At 60.3% G+C, this 17646-nt stretch carries 14 protein-coding genes; 4 read left to right on the forward strand and 10 right to left on the reverse strand.

Translation table 11 applies throughout. From position 1 onward, the window contains the following. Positions 1-16: 16 nt before the first annotated feature. Entirely contained in the window at positions 17-3913 is a 3897-nt protein-coding gene (purL, locus tag KVG88_RS08850; protein ID WP_217871116.1) for a phosphoribosylformylglycinamidine synthase, read from the reverse strand. Positions 3914-4198: 285 nt separating this feature from the next. Here purL and mltF point away from each other — a divergent pair, with 285 nt between their 5' ends. Continuing rightward, positions 4199-5659, forward strand: a complete 1461-nt coding sequence (gene mltF / locus KVG88_RS08855; RefSeq protein WP_217871117.1) for a membrane-bound lytic murein transglycosylase MltF — start codon at positions 4199-4201, stop codon at positions 5657-5659. A gap of 83 nt (positions 5660-5742) precedes the next feature. Here the strand turns inward: mltF and pdxJ are convergent, their stop codons facing one another. The 8 genes from pdxJ to lptF form a co-directional block, all read right to left on the reverse strand. Next, positions 5743-6489 carry a pyridoxine 5'-phosphate synthase gene (gene pdxJ / locus KVG88_RS08860; protein WP_217871118.1) on the reverse strand — a complete coding sequence of 249 codons (747 nt, stop codon included), beginning with the start codon at positions 6487-6489 and terminating at the stop codon, positions 5743-5745. 52 nt (positions 6490-6541) lie between these two features. Next, positions 6542-7231, reverse strand: a complete 690-nt coding sequence (recO, locus tag KVG88_RS08865) for a DNA repair protein RecO (protein ID WP_150701958.1) — start codon at positions 7229-7231, stop codon at positions 6542-6544. Between the two features lie 121 nt (positions 7232-7352). Next, entirely contained in the window at positions 7353-8255 is a 903-nt protein-coding gene (gene era, locus KVG88_RS08870; RefSeq protein ID WP_008056597.1) for a GTPase Era, read from the reverse strand. Continuing rightward, positions 8248-8937 (reverse strand): ribonuclease III, encoded by a 690-nt coding sequence (gene rnc, locus KVG88_RS08875; protein WP_018927089.1) that lies wholly within the window; start codon positions 8935-8937, stop codon positions 8248-8250. The genes era and rnc overlap by 8 nt, the downstream gene beginning before the upstream one ends. Positions 8938-9122: 185 nt before the next feature. Next, a complete protein-coding gene (lepB, locus tag KVG88_RS08880) occupies positions 9123-9977 on the reverse strand; it encodes a signal peptidase I (protein WP_150701957.1) in 855 nt (284 codons plus the stop codon). Between the two features lie 5 nt (positions 9978-9982). Then, positions 9983-11782 carry a translation elongation factor 4 gene (gene lepA / locus KVG88_RS08885; protein ID WP_150701956.1) on the reverse strand — a complete coding sequence of 600 codons (1800 nt, stop codon included), beginning with the start codon at positions 11780-11782 and terminating at the stop codon, positions 9983-9985. A gap of 170 nt (positions 11783-11952) precedes the next feature. Further along, complete coding sequence (gene lptG / locus KVG88_RS08890; protein WP_150701955.1) at positions 11953-13014, reverse strand: LPS export ABC transporter permease LptG; 1062 nt, start codon at positions 13012-13014, stop codon at positions 11953-11955. Next, entirely contained in the window at positions 13007-14125 is a 1119-nt protein-coding gene (lptF, locus tag KVG88_RS08895; protein WP_150701954.1) for an LPS export ABC transporter permease LptF, read from the reverse strand. Before lptF ends, lptG begins: the two co-directional genes overlap by 8 nt. A 310-nt stretch (positions 14126-14435) precedes the next feature. Between lptF and KVG88_RS08900 the strand changes: the two genes are divergently transcribed. Genes KVG88_RS08900 through KVG88_RS08910 form a run of 3 tightly spaced genes read left to right on the forward strand, consistent with a single transcriptional unit; the run spans position 14436 to position 16815 of the window. Next, entirely contained in the window at positions 14436-15926 is a 1491-nt protein-coding gene (locus tag KVG88_RS08900; protein ID WP_150701953.1) for a leucyl aminopeptidase, read from the forward strand. Between the two features lie 59 nt (positions 15927-15985). After that, positions 15986-16414, forward strand: a complete 429-nt coding sequence (locus KVG88_RS08905) for a DNA polymerase III subunit chi (RefSeq protein WP_150701952.1) — start codon at positions 15986-15988, stop codon at positions 16412-16414. 8 nt (positions 16415-16422) lie between these two features. After that, complete coding sequence (locus KVG88_RS08910) at positions 16423-16815, forward strand: DNA polymerase III subunit chi (RefSeq protein ID WP_217871119.1); 393 nt, start codon at positions 16423-16425, stop codon at positions 16813-16815. A 3-nt stretch (positions 16816-16818) separates the two neighbouring features. On the opposite strand, the gene KVG88_RS08915 is transcribed toward KVG88_RS08910, so the two are convergent. Further along, positions 16819-17583 carry a sulfite exporter TauE/SafE family protein gene (locus KVG88_RS08915; RefSeq protein WP_217871120.1) on the reverse strand — a complete coding sequence of 255 codons (765 nt, stop codon included), beginning with the start codon at positions 17581-17583 and terminating at the stop codon, positions 16819-16821. Positions 17584-17646 lie beyond the last annotated feature (63 nt).

Genomic DNA, 17646 nt, shown 5'->3' on the forward strand with positions numbered 1-17646 from the left:
CTTAGTTAACCCGTTCTTAGTTCACCCACACGCGAGCGTTGCGGAACATGCGCATCAGCGGTGCATCTTCGTTCCACTCATCGGAGCGCCACGAGTTCTGCACGGCACGGAACACACGCTCCGGGTGCGGCATCATGATCGTTACGCGACCGTCGCGGCTGGTCAAACCGGTGATCCCGCGCGGCGAGCCGTTCGGGTTGGCCGGGTAGCTTTCGGTGACCTTGCCATGGTTGTCGACGAAACGCATCGCCACGCAACCGGACAGATCGGCTTCCAGCAGTGCCTCTTCGCTGGAGAACTCGGCATGACCTTCGCCGTGGGCAATGGCGATCGGCATACGCGAACCGGCCATGCCTTGCAGGAAGATCGAGTTCGACTCCTGGATCTGCACCATCGCAACACGGGCTTCGAACTGCTCGGAACGGTTACGCACGAAGTGCGGCCAGAACTCGCTGCCCGGGATCAGCTCGTGCAGGTTGGACATCATCTGGCAACCGTTGCACACGCCGAGGGTGAAGCTGTCGTTACGCTCGAAGAAACCCTGGAACGCATCGCGGGCACGGCTGTTGAACAACGCCGATTTCGCCCAGCCTTCACCGGCACCCAATACGTCGCCGTAAGAGAAGCCGCCGCAAGCGACCATGCCCTTGAACTCGTTCAGGTCGACACGGCCGGCCAGAATGTCGCTCATGTGCACGTCGATCGCGTTGAAACCGGCGCGGTCGAACGCAGCCGCCATTTCCACCTGACCGTTGACGCCCTGCTCACGCAGTACGGCAACCTGTGGGCGAATGCCTTTCTTGATGTAAGGCGCGGCGATGTCCTGGTTGACGTCGTAGCTCAGCTTGACGCTCAGGCCCGGATTGTCTTCTTCCAGCAGTACGTCGAATTCCTGATCAGCGCAGTCGGCGTTGTCACGCAGGCGCTGGATCTGGTAGCTGGTCTCGGCCCACTGGCGTTGCAGCAGACGACGCTGGCCTTCGAACACGGTGTCACCGTTGAAGGTGATGTTGATCTCGCCGTTGTTGATCGGCTGGCCGATGACCGACACGCAGTCACCCAGGCCGGCAGCGCTGAACTGCGCGAGGATATCCGGGGTAGCGTCCTGGCGAACCTGGATCACGGCGCCCAGTTCTTCGTTGAACAGGATGGCCGCGATGTCGGCGGAGGTTTCTGCCAGACCGTCGAGGTTCAGGCTCAGACCGCAGTGACCGGCGAAAGCCATCTCGACAACGCTGGTCAGCAGACCACCGTCGGAACGGTCGTGGTAAGCCAGCAGGTGACCGTCGGCGTTGAGGCCCTGGATCACGGCAAAGAAGGCTTTCAGGTCTTCAGCGTCATCGACGTCCGGAGCGTGCTTGCCGAGCTTGCCGTGAACCTGCGCGAGGATCGAGGCGCCCATGCGGTTCTGGCCACGGCCGAGGTCGATCAGGATCAGGTCGGTGGTGCCCTTGTCCATGCGCAGTTGCGGGGTCAGGGTCTGACGGATGTCAGTCACTGGCGCGAAACCGGTCACGATCAGGGACATTGGCGAAGTCACGGACTTGTCCACGCCTTCGTCGTTCCAACGGGTGGCCATGGACATCGAGTCCTTGCCCACCGGAATGGTGATACCCAGCTCAGGGCACAGTTCCATGCCGACCGCTTTCACGGTGTCGTACAGGCGTGCGTCTTCACCCGGGTGACCAGCCGCCGACATCCAGTTCGCCGACAGTTTGATGTCAGAAATCTTGCCGATGCGCGAAGCCGCGATGTTGGTCAGGGTTTCGCCGATGGCCATGCGGCCCGACGCCGGAGCGTCCAGCAGTGCCAGCGGAGTGCGCTCGCCCATGGCCATGGCTTCACCGGTGTAGACGTCGAAGCTGGTCGCGGTGACGGCAACGTCGGCCACCGGAACCTGCCACGGGCCGACCATTTGGTCACGGGCCACGAGGCCGGTGATGGTACGGTCTCCGATGGTGATCAGGAAGCTCTTGCTCGCCACGGCCGGGTGATGCAGAACGCGCTCGACGCATTCGGCAATGTTCAGGGTCGACGGATCGAAATCGTCACCCAGTTCGCTTTCACGAACCACCGAACGGTGCATGCGTGGCGCCTTGCCCAGCAACACTTCCAGTGGCATGTCCACCGGGCTGTTGCCGAAGTGGCTGTCGGTGACGGTCAGCTGCGGTTCGGCAGTGGCTTCGCCGACAACGGCAAACGGGCAACGCTCACGTTCGCAGATCGCCTTGAAGCGCTCGAAGTCCGCCGGGCCGACCGCCAGAACGTAACGTTCCTGGGATTCATTGGACCAGATTTCGTGCGGGGCCATGCCCGGCTCGTCGTTTGGAATGTTGCGCAGTTCGAAACGGCCACCGCGGTCGCCGTCGTTGACCAGTTCCGGGAAGGCGTTGGACAGACCACCGGCACCCACGTCGTGGATGAAGCTGATCGGGTTCTTGTCGCCCAGCTGCCAGCAACGGTCGATGACTTCCTGGCAACGACGTTCCATCTCAGGGTTTTCGCGCTGTACCGAAGCGAAGTCCAGGTCTGCCGAGCTGGTGCCGGTGGCCATGGACGAAGCCGCGCCGCCGCCCAGGCCGATCAGCATTGCCGGGCCGCCGAGCACGATCAGCTTGGAGCCGACCAGAATCTCGCCTTTCTTGACGTGTTCTTCACGGATGTTGCCCATGCCGCCAGCCAGCATGATCGGCTTGTGGTAACCGCGAACTTCGTCACCGTGCGGGGTGGTGATCGATTGTTCGAAGGTACGGAAATAGCCGGTCAGGGCCGGACGACCGAATTCGTTGTTGAACGCAGCGCCGCCCAGCGGGCCTTCGATCATGATGTCCAGCGCGGTAACGATGCGCTCAGGCTTGCCGTACGGCACTTCCCAAGGCTGTTCGAAGCCCGGGATCTGCAGGTTGGATACGGTGAAACCGGTCAGGCCAGCCTTGGGCTTGGCGCCACGGCCGGTCGCGCCTTCGTCGCGGATCTCGCCGCCGGAACCGGTGGATGCACCCGGGAACGGGGCAATCGCGGTCGGGTGGTTGTGGGTCTCGACTTTCATCAGGATGTGCACCGGTTCCTGCACCGCGCCGTACTGGCGGGTCTCAGGGTCCGGGAAGAAACGGCCGGCCACGGAGCCGACGATGACCGAAGCGTTGTCCTTATAAGCCGACAGAACGCCTTCGCTGTGCATCACGTAGGTGTTCTTGATCATGCCGAACAGGCTTTTTTCCTGGCTCTCGCCGTCAATGTCCCAACTGGCGTTGAAGATCTTGTGACGGCAGTGCTCGGAGTTCGCCTGGGCGAACATCATCAGTTCGATGTCGTGCGGGTTGCGCTTCAAGCCGACGAAGGCGTTGACCAGGTAGTCGATCTCGTCTTCGGCCAGGGCCAGGCCCAGCTCGGTGTTGGCGGTTTCCAGCGCGGCGCGGCCGCCACCCAACACGTCGATCGCGGTCAGCGGTTTTGGCTCGGCGTGGCTGAACAGGCCGGCAGCCTGTTCGAGGTTGCCCAGTACGATCTGGGTCATGCGGTCGTGCAGCGCATCGGAGATCAATTGCGCTTCAGCGTCGCTGAACTGGCCGGCCACGTAGAACGCAATACCGCGCTCCAGGCGCTGGATCTTGGTCAAGCCGCAATTGCGAGCGATATCGCTGGCCTTGCTCGACCACGGCGAAATGGTGCCGAAACGTGGCAATACCAGAAACAGACGACCGGTCGGCTCCTGGACCGGAACGCTTGGACCGTACTTCAGAAGGCGCGCAAGCACCTGCTGTTCGTCGCTGGTCAGGACGCCGGTAACTTCGGCGAAGTGAGCGAATTCAGCATACAGGCCACTGACAGCCGGAACCTTCTGGCTCAGTTGCTCAAGGAGCTTGCTGTGGCGAAAGGCAGAAAGGGCAGGAGCGCCGCGCAGGATCAACATCTTCGGGACAGCCTCGGGAAGGGGTGTGCTTTGAGGCCGTGCATTCTAGCCTAAACAGCCCGCGACATCACCCGAAACGCTACGCACGGTTGCACTCGGGTGCCAATCTGTGTTTCTGCCTCGAAAGTCAGGTTAATCGGGGCGGTGACGACAGCTTATTTTTACTGTAACAAAATGCAGGAAAGCCCGATTCCTGCGGGGTTTCGTTCGGTTTTGTGATCTCTAGCAGACTGGCCCTTCGCTGTCGAGATATGGCGCCCGTGGTCCTTTGCGTATACTGCGCAAATGTTTTTCCCAACGGCTTTGCGTCCGCGGTACGCCAAATGGCTGATCGCAACCGGACTCTTCCTGATGCTCGGTGGCTGTGTTGATAAACCCAACACCCTCGAGCGCGTAAAGGAGGATGGCGTGCTGCGGGTGATTACCCGAAACAGCCCCGCCACCTACTTTCAGGATCGCAACGGTGAAACCGGCTTCGAATACGAGCTGGTGAAACGCTTCGCCGACGATCTGGGCGTGGAACTGAAGATCGAGACCGCCGACAACCTCGACGACATTTTCAACCAAGTAGGTAAGCCCAATGGCCCGGTGCTGGCGGCTGCCGGCCTGGTCAGCAGCGAAGAGCGCAAAAAGCAGGTGCGCTTCTCCCACTCTTATCTGGAAGTCACCCCGCAGATCATCTACCGCAACGGCCAGTCGCGCCCTACCGACGCGAAGGACCTGGTAGGCAAGAAGATCATGGTGCTCCAGGGCAGCACCCACGCCGAGCAACTGGCGGAACTGAAAAAGAAATTCCCCGGCATCGAATACGAAGAGTCCGACCAGGTTGAAGTGGTCGATCTGTTGCGCATGGTCGACGAAGGCCAGATCGACCTGACGCTGGTCGACTCCAACGAAGTCGCGATGAACCAGGTGTATTTCACCAACATCCGGGTGGCCTTCGACCTGGGAGACGCCAGCAATCAGAGCTGGGCCGTCGGCGCTGGCGACGACAACAGCCTGCTCAACGAGATCAACGACTACCTCGACAAGGTCAAGAAAAACGGCACCCTGCAACGCCTCAAGGACCGTTACTACGGGCACGTCGACGTCCTCGGCTACATGGGCGCCACTACCTTCGCCCAGCACTTGCAGCAACGCCTGCCCAAGTACGAAAAGCACTTCAAGGCCTACGCCAAGATCGAGAAAGTCGATTGGCGCCTGTTGGCGGCGGTCGGTTATCAGGAATCCCTGTGGCAACCGGCGGTCACGTCCAAGACCGGTGTACGCGGCCTGATGATGCTGACCCAGAACACCGCGCAAGCCATGGGTGTATCCAACCGCCTCGATCCCAAGCAGAGCATCATGGGCGGCGCCAAGTACCTGGCGTACATGAAGGAACAACTGGACGATTCGATCCAGGAACCGGATCGCACCTGGTTTGCCCTCGCGGCCTACAACGTCGGCAGCGGTCACCTTGATGACGCGCGTAAACTGGCAGCCAAGGAAGGGCTGAACCCGGACAAATGGCTGGACGTTAAGAAGATCCTGCCGCGCCTGTCCGAGAAGAAGTGGTACAGCAAAACCCGTTACGGCTACGCCCGTGGCGGCGAGCCGGTGCATTTCGTGGCGAACATCCGTCGCTACTACGACATCCTGACCTGGGTCACACAGCCGCAGCTTGAAGGCGACCAGGTCGCCGAGGGCAACTTGCATGTACCGGGAATCGACAAGTCCAAGCCGGCACAGGAACCTGCCCCCCTTTAAAGCAAAAGATCGCAGCCTTCGGCAGCTCCTACAGGGTCATGTGTACTCCTGTAGGAGCTGCCGAAGGCTGCGATCTTTTGGTCTTAACCTTTAAAAGCAGCGGCCAGAATCAGTGCCTTCATCTCCGACACCGCCGACTTGAAGCCAACGAACAACGCATGGGCCACCAGCGCGTGGCCGATGTTCAGTTCGTTGATGCCCTTGATCGCCGCCACCGCCTCGACGTTGTGATAGTGCAGACCGTGGCCGGCATTGACGATCAGGCCCTGGGCCAGGCCGAACGCCACGCCATCCGCCACGCGCTTGAGCTCTTCAGCGACTTCGGTCGGGGTTTCTGCATCGGCATAGCGACCGGTGTGCAACTCGATGGCCGGCGCGCCGACACGGCGGGAAGCCTCGATCTGGCGCTCATCGGCGTCGATGAACAGCGACACTTCAGAGCCGAGTTTCGACAGGCGTTCCACGGCGGCTTTAATCCGCGCTTCCTGCCCCGCCACGTCAAGACCGCCTTCGGTGGTCAGTTCCTGACGGGTTTCCGGCACCAGGCAAATGTGCGCCGGGCGAATGCGCTCGGCGAACTGCATCATTTCTTCGGTGACGCCCATCTCGAAGTTCATGCGGGTTTGCAGCACGTCCTTGAGCAGCAGCACGTCGCGCTCCTGAATGTGCCGACGGTCTTCGCGCAGGTGCACGGTGATGCCATCGGCGCCCGCCTCTTCCGCATCCAGTGCAGCCTTGACCGGGTCCGGGTAACGGGTGCCCCGGGCCTGACGCAAAGTGGCAACGTGGTCGATGTTCACGCCAAGAAGAATGCGGGTGCTGGTGGTCACGGAAAGCGCTCCAGAAGAAGAGAAAGTTCGGTGCACAGCATACACGGGGAATTTACGGCTTTCGAAACAACTCGCGGGAAACCAGCGGTCGACCGCCCAGATGCACCGCCAGCGCCTGGCGCATCAGGCGTTTGGCTGCCGACAGCGCACCGGGTGCGCTCCAGTCCGCGTCAGCCATGGCCAGCAACTCGGTGCCATTGAACAGACCCGGTTGCAGCAGGTAGACCCGCTCCAGCCCCGCATCCACTTGCAAACGGTAGAGCCCGTCCGGAGCAATGGGCTCATCGTGGATATCCGCAGTCAGTGAGAATCCATAGCCAAGATCATCGAGCAAGCGCCACTCGAAAGAACGCAGCAGCGGCTCCAGCGGACGACCTTCGGCCAGGGCGAGCAAAGTGGCGGCGTAATGATCGAACACCGAGGGGAGCGGATCTTCGGCAGGCAACAGGCGAATCAGCAGTTCATTGAGGTAAAGACCACTGAACAGCGCCTCACCATTGAGCCAGGTGGAGACGCCGGCACTCTCCATGCGCCCGACATTCTTCAGCTCGCCCTTACCCCGAAACTCGACTTCCAGCGGCACGAACGGCCGCGCCAGTGTCCCGGCCTTGCCCCGCGCACTGCGCAACACCGCCCGCAGCCGCCCTTGCGGCGTGAGGAAGTCCACCAACGCGCTGTTTTCGCGGTAGGCGCGGGAGTGCAGGACGTAGGCGGGTTGAGGGATAGGCGCAGTGGTCGACATGGAGACGGATTTACCTGTCAGGGATTACAAAAAGATCGCAGCCTTCGGCAGCTCCTACAGGTATGCACAATCTCATGTAGGAGCTGCCGAAGGCTGCGATCTTTTGATCTTTGAATCCTTGTTACAAGTCGCCATAGCCCAACGAACGCAGTGCACGCTCGTCATCGGACCAGCCGCCCTTAACCTTGACCCACAGGTTGAGCATGATCTTGGAGTCGAACAGCAGCTCCATGTCCTTGCGCGCCTCGGTGCCGATGCGCTTGATGCGCTCGCCCTTGTCGCCAATGATGATTTTCTTCTGGCCGTCACGCTCGACGAGGATCAAGGCATGGATGTGCAGGGTCTTGCCCTGCTGCTTGAACTCTTCGATTTCGACGGTGATCTGGTACGGCAGCTCGGCGCCCATCTGGCGCATGATTTTCTCGCGCACCAGTTCAGCGGCAAGGAAGCGGCTGCTGCGGTCGGTGATCTGGTCTTCGGGGAAGAAGTGATCGTTTTCCGGCAGGTGATCGGCGATCACGCGCTCCAGCGCATCGAGGTTGTGCCCGTGCTGAGCGGAAATCGGGATGATCTGCGCGTTCGGCAGCTGTTCCTGCAACCAGGACAGGTGCGGCATCAGCTCGGCTTTGTCTTCAATGCGGTCGGTCTTGTTCAGCGCCACGATCAAAGGGCCGGTCACGTACTGGACGCGCTCGAGAACCATTTGGTCTTCGTCGGTCCACTTGGTGCGGTCGACCACGAAGATCACCACGTCGACGTCTTTCAACGCCGCCGAAGCGGTTTTGTTCATGTAGCGGTTCAGCGCCTTTTCGCCACCCTTGTGCATGCCCGGGGTGTCGACGTAGATCGCTTGCACATCACCCTCGGTCTTGATGCCGAGCATGTTGTGGCGGGTGGTCTGCGGTTTGCGCGAGGTGATCGCCAGCTTCTGACCCAGGATGTGGTTCAGCAGCGTGGACTTGCCCACGTTGGGACGGCCGACGATGGCAACATAGCCACAGCGAGTTGCGTTTGTATCAGTCATTGCCATTCTCCACACCCAGGGCAATCAGTGCTGCGGCGGCCGCTACCTGTTCGGCAATACGACGACTCACACCCTGACCTCGGCTTTTTTCATTCAGTAAGATGATTTCGCATTCGACGAAGAACGTCCGGCAATGCGGCTCACCCTGGATATCCACCACTTCGTACCGCGGCAGCTCGCAACCACGGGACTGCAGGAATTCCTGCAGGCGGGTTTTCGGATCTTTGTTGGTGTCGACCAATGTCAGGCCTTCGAACTCTCCAGCCAGCCAGGCCAGCACGCGTTCACGCGCCACTTCCATGCCGGCATCCAGATAGATCGCACCAATCAGCGCTTCCAGGGCATCGGCCAGGATCGATTCGCGACGGAAACCGCCACTTTTCAGTTCGCCCGAACCCAGGCGCAAGTACTCGCCCAGATCGAAACCACGGGCCAGTACGGCCAGGGTCTCACCTTTCACCAAACGTGCACGCAAACGCGACAACTGGCCTTCGCGGGCTAGCGGGAAGCGATCGAACAGCGCCTCGCCAGCAACGAAGTTGAGGATGGCATCACCGAGGAATTCCAGGCGTTCGTTGTTGCGCCCGGCAAAACTGCGGTGAGTCAGGGCCAGGACCATCAGTTCCTGGTCCTTGAAGGTGTAACCGAGCTGACGCTCGAGACGGCTTAAGGAGACGCTCACGGTTTACCCACGCTGAGTTCGTGGTTGGATTCCACCGCCATCGCCGGGATTCGGCGCAGGCCTGGGACAATTAACGCTGTGTTCAAAAATAACGTCCTGAATATCATTGGCTTCATGCGTCTGGTGCCGATTTGTGCCGGTTCCAGAAATGCATTCGGCGCTGTGTTCAACAGCGCCGTGTTTGATTACTTGATCAGGCCAACCCGCGAGAAATTCGGCAGGTGACTGAGTTTGGGTTCCGGCCAGCTCATCCAGACTGCAAAGGCCTTGCCGACGATATTCTTGTCGGGAACCATGCCCAGCAGATCCTTGGGAATACTCGGATCATCCCAGTAGCGACTGTCGTTCGAATTGTCGCGGTTGTCGCCCATCATGAAGTAGTGCCCGGCCGGCACGGTCCACGAATGGTCCGGCGTGGCGCGGTAGCGGCTCATTTCCTTGCGGATCAGGTGCTCGGCGACGCCGAGTTTTTCCTTGTAGAGCTCGGCACTGCCCAGCGTGCCCGGCTCGGAGCCGACCAGTTGCTCGGCAATCGACTCACCGTTGACGAACAGACGCTTGTCGGCGGTGTAACGCACCACATCACCCGGCAGGCCCACCACACGCTTGATGTAGTTGACGTTCGGATCGCTCGGGTAACGGAACACCATCACATCACCGCGCTGCGGCTCACCGACTTCGATGATTTTCTTGTCGATCACCGGCAGGCGGATCCCGTAAGAAAACTTGCTCACCAGAATGAAGTCGCCAACGTCCAGGGTCGGTTTCATCGAGCCGGAAGGAATCTGGAACGGTTCCACCAGGAACGAACGCAGTACCAGCACGATGAACAACACCGGGAAGAACGACTTGCCGTATTCAACCAGCAGCGGCTCTTTGTTCAGTTTCTCGACCACCACCCTATCCGGCTGGCTGACGCTGCCCTGATAGGAAGCGATGGCGGCACGACGACGCGGCGCCAGGATCAACAGATCAAGCAACGCCAACAGGCCGCAGACGAACACGGCGATGACCAGCAACAGCGGGAAATTTAGTGACATAGGACCTAACTATCCAACCTGAGCACGGCAAGGAAGGCTTCTTGTGGAATTTCCACGTTACCGACCTGCTTCATGCGTTTTTTACCGGCCTTTTGCTTTTCCAGCAGTTTCTTCTTACGGCTGACGTCACCACCGTAGCATTTGGCCAATACGTTCTTTCTGAGCGCCTTGACGGTTGTACGCGCCACAATCTGCCCGCCAATGGCGGCCTGGATTGCCACGTCGAACATCTGCCGCGGAATCAGTTCTTTCATCTTCTCGGTCAACTGGCGACCTTTGTAGTGCGCGTTGTCACGGTGCACGATCAACGCCAGGGCGTCGACCTTGTCGCCGTTGATCAGCACGTCCAGTTTCACCAGACTAGCCGATTGGTAACGATCGAAATGGTAATCCAGCGAAGCATAGCCGCGGCTGGTGGATTTCAGGCGGTCGAAGAAGTCCAGCACCACTTCGTTCATCGGCAGGTCGTAGGTCACCTGGACCTGAGTGCCGAGGAACAGCATGTCGACCTGCACACCGCGTTTTTCGATGCACAGGGTAATGACGTTGCCCAGGTGCTCTTGCGGCACAAGGATGTTGGCCCGCACGATCGGCTCACGCATGTCTTCGATCGACGACAGATCCGGCAGCTTCGACGGGTTATCGACGTAGATCGTTTCACCGGTCTTGAGCAGCAGCTCGAAGATTACGGTCGGCGCGGTGGTGATCAGGTCCAGGTCGTACTCGCGCTCCAGGCGCTCCTGGATGATCTCCATGTGCAGCATGCCGAGGAAGCCGCAACGGAAGCCGAAGCCCAGTGCATCGGAGCTTTCCGGGGTGTACTGCAGCGACGAGTCGTTCAGGGTGAGCTTTTGCAGGGCTTCACGGAAGTCTTCGAAGTCGTCGGAGCTGACCGGGAACAGACCGGCATAGACCTGCGGCTGAATACGCTTGAAACCTGGCAGCACGTCGACGTCGGGCGTCGAGCTCAAGGTCAGGGTGTCGCCCACTGGCGCACCGTGAATGTCCTTGATACCGGCAATGATGAAGCCTACTTCACCGGCCTTCAGGTCAACGGTAGCGGTGTGTTTCGGGTTGAATACGCCGACGCTGTCCACCAGGTGGATCTTGCCGGTGGACTTGACCAGAATCTTGTCGCCCTTCTTCACCCGGCCGTGACGTACACGCACCAGGGAAACAACGCCCAGGTAGTTGTCGAACCAGGAGTCGATGATCAACGCTTGCAGCGGATCTTCGATGTTGCCGGTCGGCGCAGGAATGGTGGCGACCAGGCGCTCAAGCACTTCATCGACGCCCAGACCGGTCTTGGCAGAGCAAGTGACCGCGTCGGTGGCATCGATGCCGATGATTTTTTCGATTTCTTCTTTGACGCGGTCCGGATCGGCCTGTGGCAGGTCGATTTTGTTCAGGACCGGCATCACTTCCAGGCCCTGTTCGATGGCCGTGTAGCAGTTGGCAACCGACTGGGCTTCAACACCTTGACCGGCATCGACCACCAGAAGCGCGCCTTCACAGGCCGCCAGCGAGCGGCTGACTTCGTAGGTAAAGTCAACGTGGCCTGGGGTGTCAATGAAGTTCAGCTGGTAGTTGATACCATCTTTGGCTTTGTAATACAGAGTAACGCTGTGCGCCTTGATGGTGATCCCGCGCTCACGCTCAAGATCCATGGAATCCAGTACCTGGGCTTCCATTTCACGCTCGGCCAGGCCGCCGCACATCTGGATGAAGCGATCGGCCAGCGTCGACTTGCCATGGTCAATGTGGGCGATGATGGAGAAATTGCGGATATGACTCAAATCACTCACGGATCAACACTCAAAAAGGCTGCAGGCATAGCCCGCCGAAAAATAGCCGGGAATTGTACCTGATCCCCAGTGCTAGCGTCACGTTTGCAGGCCAAACGGCCAGTACAAAAACGCCCCGGTCTTGCGACAGGGGCGTTTTTATCACCAGCGAGGTCAGGAAGCAGCGGCCATCAGCCGGCGCGACGCAGCAACCAGAACCCGGCCAGGGCACAGACGCTGGCCGGCACCAGTACCGCAAACAGCGGCGAGAAACCGAACACCAGGCTCGAAGGCCCGAGCAAATCCTGGGCGATACGGAAGGTGAACCCCACCAGCACACCGGTAAACACGCGCTGGCCGAGCGTGACCGAGCGCAAAGGACCGAAGATGAAGGAGATCGCCATCAGCACCAACGCGGCGGTGACCAGCGGCTGCAACACCTTGACCCAAAATGCCAGCCAGTAGCGGCCATTGCTCAAACCTTGGTCAGCCAGGTAATGGATGTACCCCCAAAGCCCAGTGATCGACAGCGAGTCTGGCGACATCACGACGGTACTCAGCAATTGAGGGCTCAGCGCCACATCCCAACGCTCGACCGGCACAGACACCACTTCGGTGCTCTTGTCGTGGAATACAGTGGTGTTGACTTCAGTCAACTGCCAGTGATCCTTGTCGAACTCCGCACGTTTGGCAAAACTCGCCGACAACATGTGGCGCTCTTTGTCGAAACGATAACGGGTGACGCCATACAGAATGCCATTGGGCTGCACGGAGTTGACGTGAATGAACTCGTCACCCTGACGGTGCCACAGGCCATGCTTGGCGCTTTGCGCATCGCCGCTGCCCTGAGCCAGCGAACGGTTGGCCTGGGCGGTGCTTTCGGTGGCCGGCGCGACGTACTCGCCGATCAACAGCCCCACCACCATCAACACCAGCATCGGCTTCATGACCGCCCAGACGATCCGCCCGATCGATACGCCAGCTGCGCGCATGATGGTCAGTTCACTGTTGCTGGCCAGACTGCCGAGGCCGATCAGGCAGCCGATCAGTGCAGCCATCGGCAACATGTCGTACAGACGCCGCGGCGCGGTCAGCAACACATAGCTGAGGACATCGACCAAGGTGTAGGTATCGCTGGCATCGCCCATTTCGTCGATAAACGCAAACAGGGTTGCCAAGCCAAGGATGATGCCCAATACCGCCAGGATCGCCATGAACACGCTGCTACCAATGTAGCGATCGAGCTTAACCACGAGCCACCTCCAGCGCGCTGCGGCGACTCGCCATCTTCAAGCGCAAAGGCTCCCAGTAAAGCAGGCCCAGGCCAATGGCCAGGAATATTCCATGTACCCACCACAAGCCCAGCGCAGGCGGGATCTTGCCCTTTTCGAGGGCGCCGCGAGCGGCAATCAGGATGGTCAGGTATGCCATATACAGAAGAATCGCCGGCAGCAGCTTGAGGAAACGGCCCTGACGCGGATTGACCCGCGACAGCGGCACCGCCATCAAGGTCACGATAAACACCAGCAACGGCAGGGACAGACGCCATTGCAGTTCGGTACGGGAACGGATGTCGTCACTGCCCAGCAAGGACGCCGTGGTCATCGCATCGCGGTCGGTCACCTCGTCACTGACGTCAGGCTTGGGCAGCAGCACACCGTATTCGTCGTACTTGATCGCCCGATAATCAGCCTGCCCCGGGTTACCGTCGTAACGGTAGCCATTGTCGAGAATCAGGTAACGGTTACCGTCGGGGCGGATTTCCTGGCGGCCTTTTTCAGCGACCAGCACGGAAATCCCGCGATCCTTTTTCTCGGAATTGATGTTTTTCTGCGAAATGAACACGCCGCCCAGGTTGATGCGGTCATCCGACAACTGCTCGGTGTAGGTCACCCGGGTGCCGTCGCGCAGCGCCTGGAAACGACCCGGCTCGAGGGTATCGAACTCGGTCAGGGCGTCCTGCTTGTTCAGCAGCAGCTGAAACTGATTGGCACCCTGTGGCGCCAGGCTCAGGCTCAACCAGGCCACAACCAAAGCCACCAGCGTGGCTGGAAACAGGGTCATGCGAAACAGGCGCTGCTGGCTCATGCCGGTGGCCGACAGCACGGTCATTTCACTTTCGAGGTAAAGGCGACCGTATGAAAGCAGAATCCCGAGGAACAAACCCAGCGGCAGGATCAGCTGAAGGAAGCCCGGCAGGCGAAAGCCCATGATCAGGAACAGCGACCCCGGGTCCAGTTGGCCCGAAGCGGCCTGCGCGAGGTACTTGATGAAGCGTCCACTCATGATGATGACCAGCAGCACGGCGCTGACGGCGCTCAAGGTCAACAGGACTTCGCGGGATAGATAACGGAAGACGATCAAACCAGACACTCCAGGGTTGTCAGGCTAAGGCGGCCAAACAAGCAAACATATCAGACAGCCCGCAATGCAGAGCCGCCGAAAAAAGATGGCGCATTATCCTGTGATTGAGTGCGCCTGTCACTGCGCACCGCTTACGCAGGCTGTCAAAGCGCTGAAGATCATACAACCGAGGGTTGTCAGGCGCCGGTAGCGAGGTTCAAACTGCGGCCTTCGTCGCCGGTCGCGTCCGGCGCCTTTCTATCTATAAGCGAGCGACGCACACACGTCGTCGAGCGCTTGCGTGTTGACCATCAAATTCAGGGAACCGGACATGGAACTGGTTGTAAAAAGCGTTAACCCGGAAACGTTGAAGACCGCCACGCTGGTGGTTGCCGTCAGCGAAGGCCGCAAGCTCGGCACCGTTGCCAAACAGCTCGACGAACTCAGCGGTGGCGCCATCAGCGCCGTTCTGAAGCGCGGCGACCTGGCCGGCAAAGTCGGCCAGAGCCTGTTGCTGCACAGCCTGCCGAACCTGAAAGCCGAACGCGTGCTGCTGGTGGGCGTGGGCAAGGATGAAGAACTGGGCGACCGTCCGTTCCGCAAAACCATCGCAGGCGTGCTTAACACCCTCAAAGGCCTGGGCGGCAGCGACGCCGTGCTGGCCCTGGACGAAATCGTGGTCAAGGGTCGCGACAGCTACGGCAAGACCCGTCTGCTGGCCGAAACCCTGGTGGACGGCGAGTATCAGTTCGACCAGTTCAAAAGCCAGAAAGCCGAACCCCGCGCCCTGAAGAAAATCACCCTGCTGACCATCAAGGCCGCCCAGGCTGAAGTGCAACGCGCCGTGACCCACGCCACCGCGATTGCCAATGGCATGGCCTTCACCCGTAACCTGGGCAACCTGCCGCCGAACATCTGCCACCCGACCTTCCTCGGTGAGCAGGCCAAAAACCTGGGCAAAGAGTTCAAGGACCTGAAAGTCGAAGTCCTCGACGAGAAGAAAATCAAGGCGCTGGGCATGGGTTCGTTCTATGCCGTCGGCCAGGGCAGCGCCCAGCCGCCACGCCTGATCGTGATGCAATACAACGGCGGCAAGAAATCCGAGAAGCCGTACGCACTGGTCGGCAAAGGCATCACCTTCGACACTGGCGGCATCAGCCTGAAACCGGGCGCCGGCATGGATGAAATGAAGTACGACATGGGCGGCGCCGCCAGCGTGTTTGGCACCCTGCGTGCCGTGCTCGAACTGAAGCTGCCGATCAACCTGGTATGCATCCTGGCCTGCGCCGAGAACATGCCGAGCGGTAACGCTTCGCGTCCGGGCGACATCGTCACCACCATGAGCGGCCAGACCGTGGAAATCCTCAACACCGACGCCGAAGGCCGCCTGGTGCTGTGCGACGCCCTGACCTACTCCGAGCGCTTCAAGCCGCAAGCCGTGATCGACATCGCCACCCTGACCGGCGCTTGCGTGGTTGCCTTGGGTTCCCACACTTCGGGCCTGCTGGGCAACAACGACGAACTGATCGGCCAACTGCTCAGCGCCGGCAAGGCTGCCGACGACCGCGCCTGGCAACTGCCGCTGTTCGATGAGTACCAAGAGCAGCTGGACAGCCCGTTCGCCGACATCGCCAACATCGGCGGCCCGAAAGCCGGCACTATCACCGCTGCCTGCTTCCTGTCGCGCTTCACCAAGAACCTGAACTGGGCGCACCTGGACATCGCCGGCACCGCCTGGACCAGCGGCGGCAAGGACAAGGGCGCCACTGGCCGTCCGGTTCCATTGCTGACCCAGTACCTGCTGGACCGCGCCAAAGCCTGAAACCAATGAACCTGGGCGGCGTTGCTTTCGGGTGACGCCGCCCCGGCTCAGGAACCGCAATGACCAAAGTCGACTTTTATATCCTGCCCAGCGCCGATCCGTCGGCACGTCTGGACTTCGCCTGCAAGCTCACCGAAAAAGCCTGGCGCATGGGCCACCGCGTCTACCTGCATTGCAGCGACGCCGCCCAGCGCGATGATCTCGATGCACGCCTCTGGACCTTCAAGGGTGAAAGCTTCGTGCCCCACGGTCCCGCCGACAGCGAGCCGGACGGCTTGATCGTTCTGGGCCTGGGTGACGATTGCGGTCAGCATCAGGATTTGCTGGTCAACCTCGACCTGAAAGTCCCGGCCTTTGCCAACAAGTTCGCCAGAGTGGCGGAAGTGGTGGTGGAGGATCCGACGATCAGAGCGGCCGCGCGGGAGAGTTTCCGTTTCTACCGCGAACAGGGCTATCCTCTGCAAGATCACCGTTTACAGCGACTCTGAGCATTCCGATGGACACTCCAAAACCGCTGCAACAGTCCGCGCACCTGCTGGACGACCTTGAGTCGATCCGCCAATTGCTCGGCGATGACAACCTGCAACCACCCCTGCTGACCGACACGGTCGAAGACGGTGACCAGGAACAGATTCCAATGTTGTTCGACACCGTCAGCGAACCCGCGCCGAGCGTCGCACCGACACCTGCGGCCAAGCCTCCCGCCGAACCGGCATCGAGTGCCGACAAGAACGCTGACGCGCTGCTGTACCTCGACAGCGAACTGCGTGCCGCCGCGCAATTGATCATGCAAGACGTGATCGACGACTTCGCGCCGCACATCGAAACCGAAATCAAACGGCGCTTGAGCGCACGGCTTGAGCGGTTGTTGAGTCAGTACAACGATTGACCTTCAGGTGCTGAGGTAGCGGCCGATCAAGGCGATCCCGCTGGCCAGCACCAACCAGGTCACCAACCGCACGAAGGCTTCGCGGGACAAGCGCATGGTCAGGCGCCGGCCTATCCACAGCCCCAGCGCCATGGCCGGCAGCAAGCACAGCGCCAACACCAGCAACGGCAGTTCGGCGTACACGCCGGCCACAGCGAACAGACTCAAGCGCACCACCGTGCTGCAACTGATCAGCGCGCTTTGCGTCGCCCGTGCCTCGTCCTTGGGCAGCCGGCTGTTCAAGTAGATCGCGTACAAAAAGCCGCCGCTGCCAAACAGCGCACCGAACATCCCGCCTATCGTGCCCATCGGCAGCGCCCACGCAGCGGATAACTGCGCCGGACGGACTTTTATCCACAGGCTGTAGATCGCATAGGCGCTGATAAACAGCCCCATCATCAGCAGCAACAGATCGGACTTCAGGTTCAGCAAGAAAATCACGCCCAACGTACAGCCCACCGCCATGCACGGCAGCAACCGCAGCAACTCCGGTTTCGCCACATCACGGCGCGAGGGCAACAAGTTGCCGAACGCCGCGACAAAATCCAGCAGCACCAGCAGCGGGACGATTTTCGACAACGGCATGAACAGAATCAGAATCGGCCCGGCAACCAACGCCGTGCCGAAACCGGCGATGCCGAACACGATGTAGGCCAGGGCGATGCCCGCACCGATTGCCAACCACCCGACCGCGCCAAAACTCCATTGACCCAACAATTCAACCAACATTTCATCCAATCCCTGTAGGAGCTGCCGAAGGCTGCGATCTTTTGATCTTTGAAAGCAAGATCA

Source organism: Pseudomonas azerbaijanoccidentalis (genome assembly GCF_019145495.1).
GTDB classification, from domain to species: Bacteria; Pseudomonadota; Gammaproteobacteria; order Pseudomonadales; family Pseudomonadaceae; genus Aquipseudomonas; species Aquipseudomonas azerbaijanoccidentalis.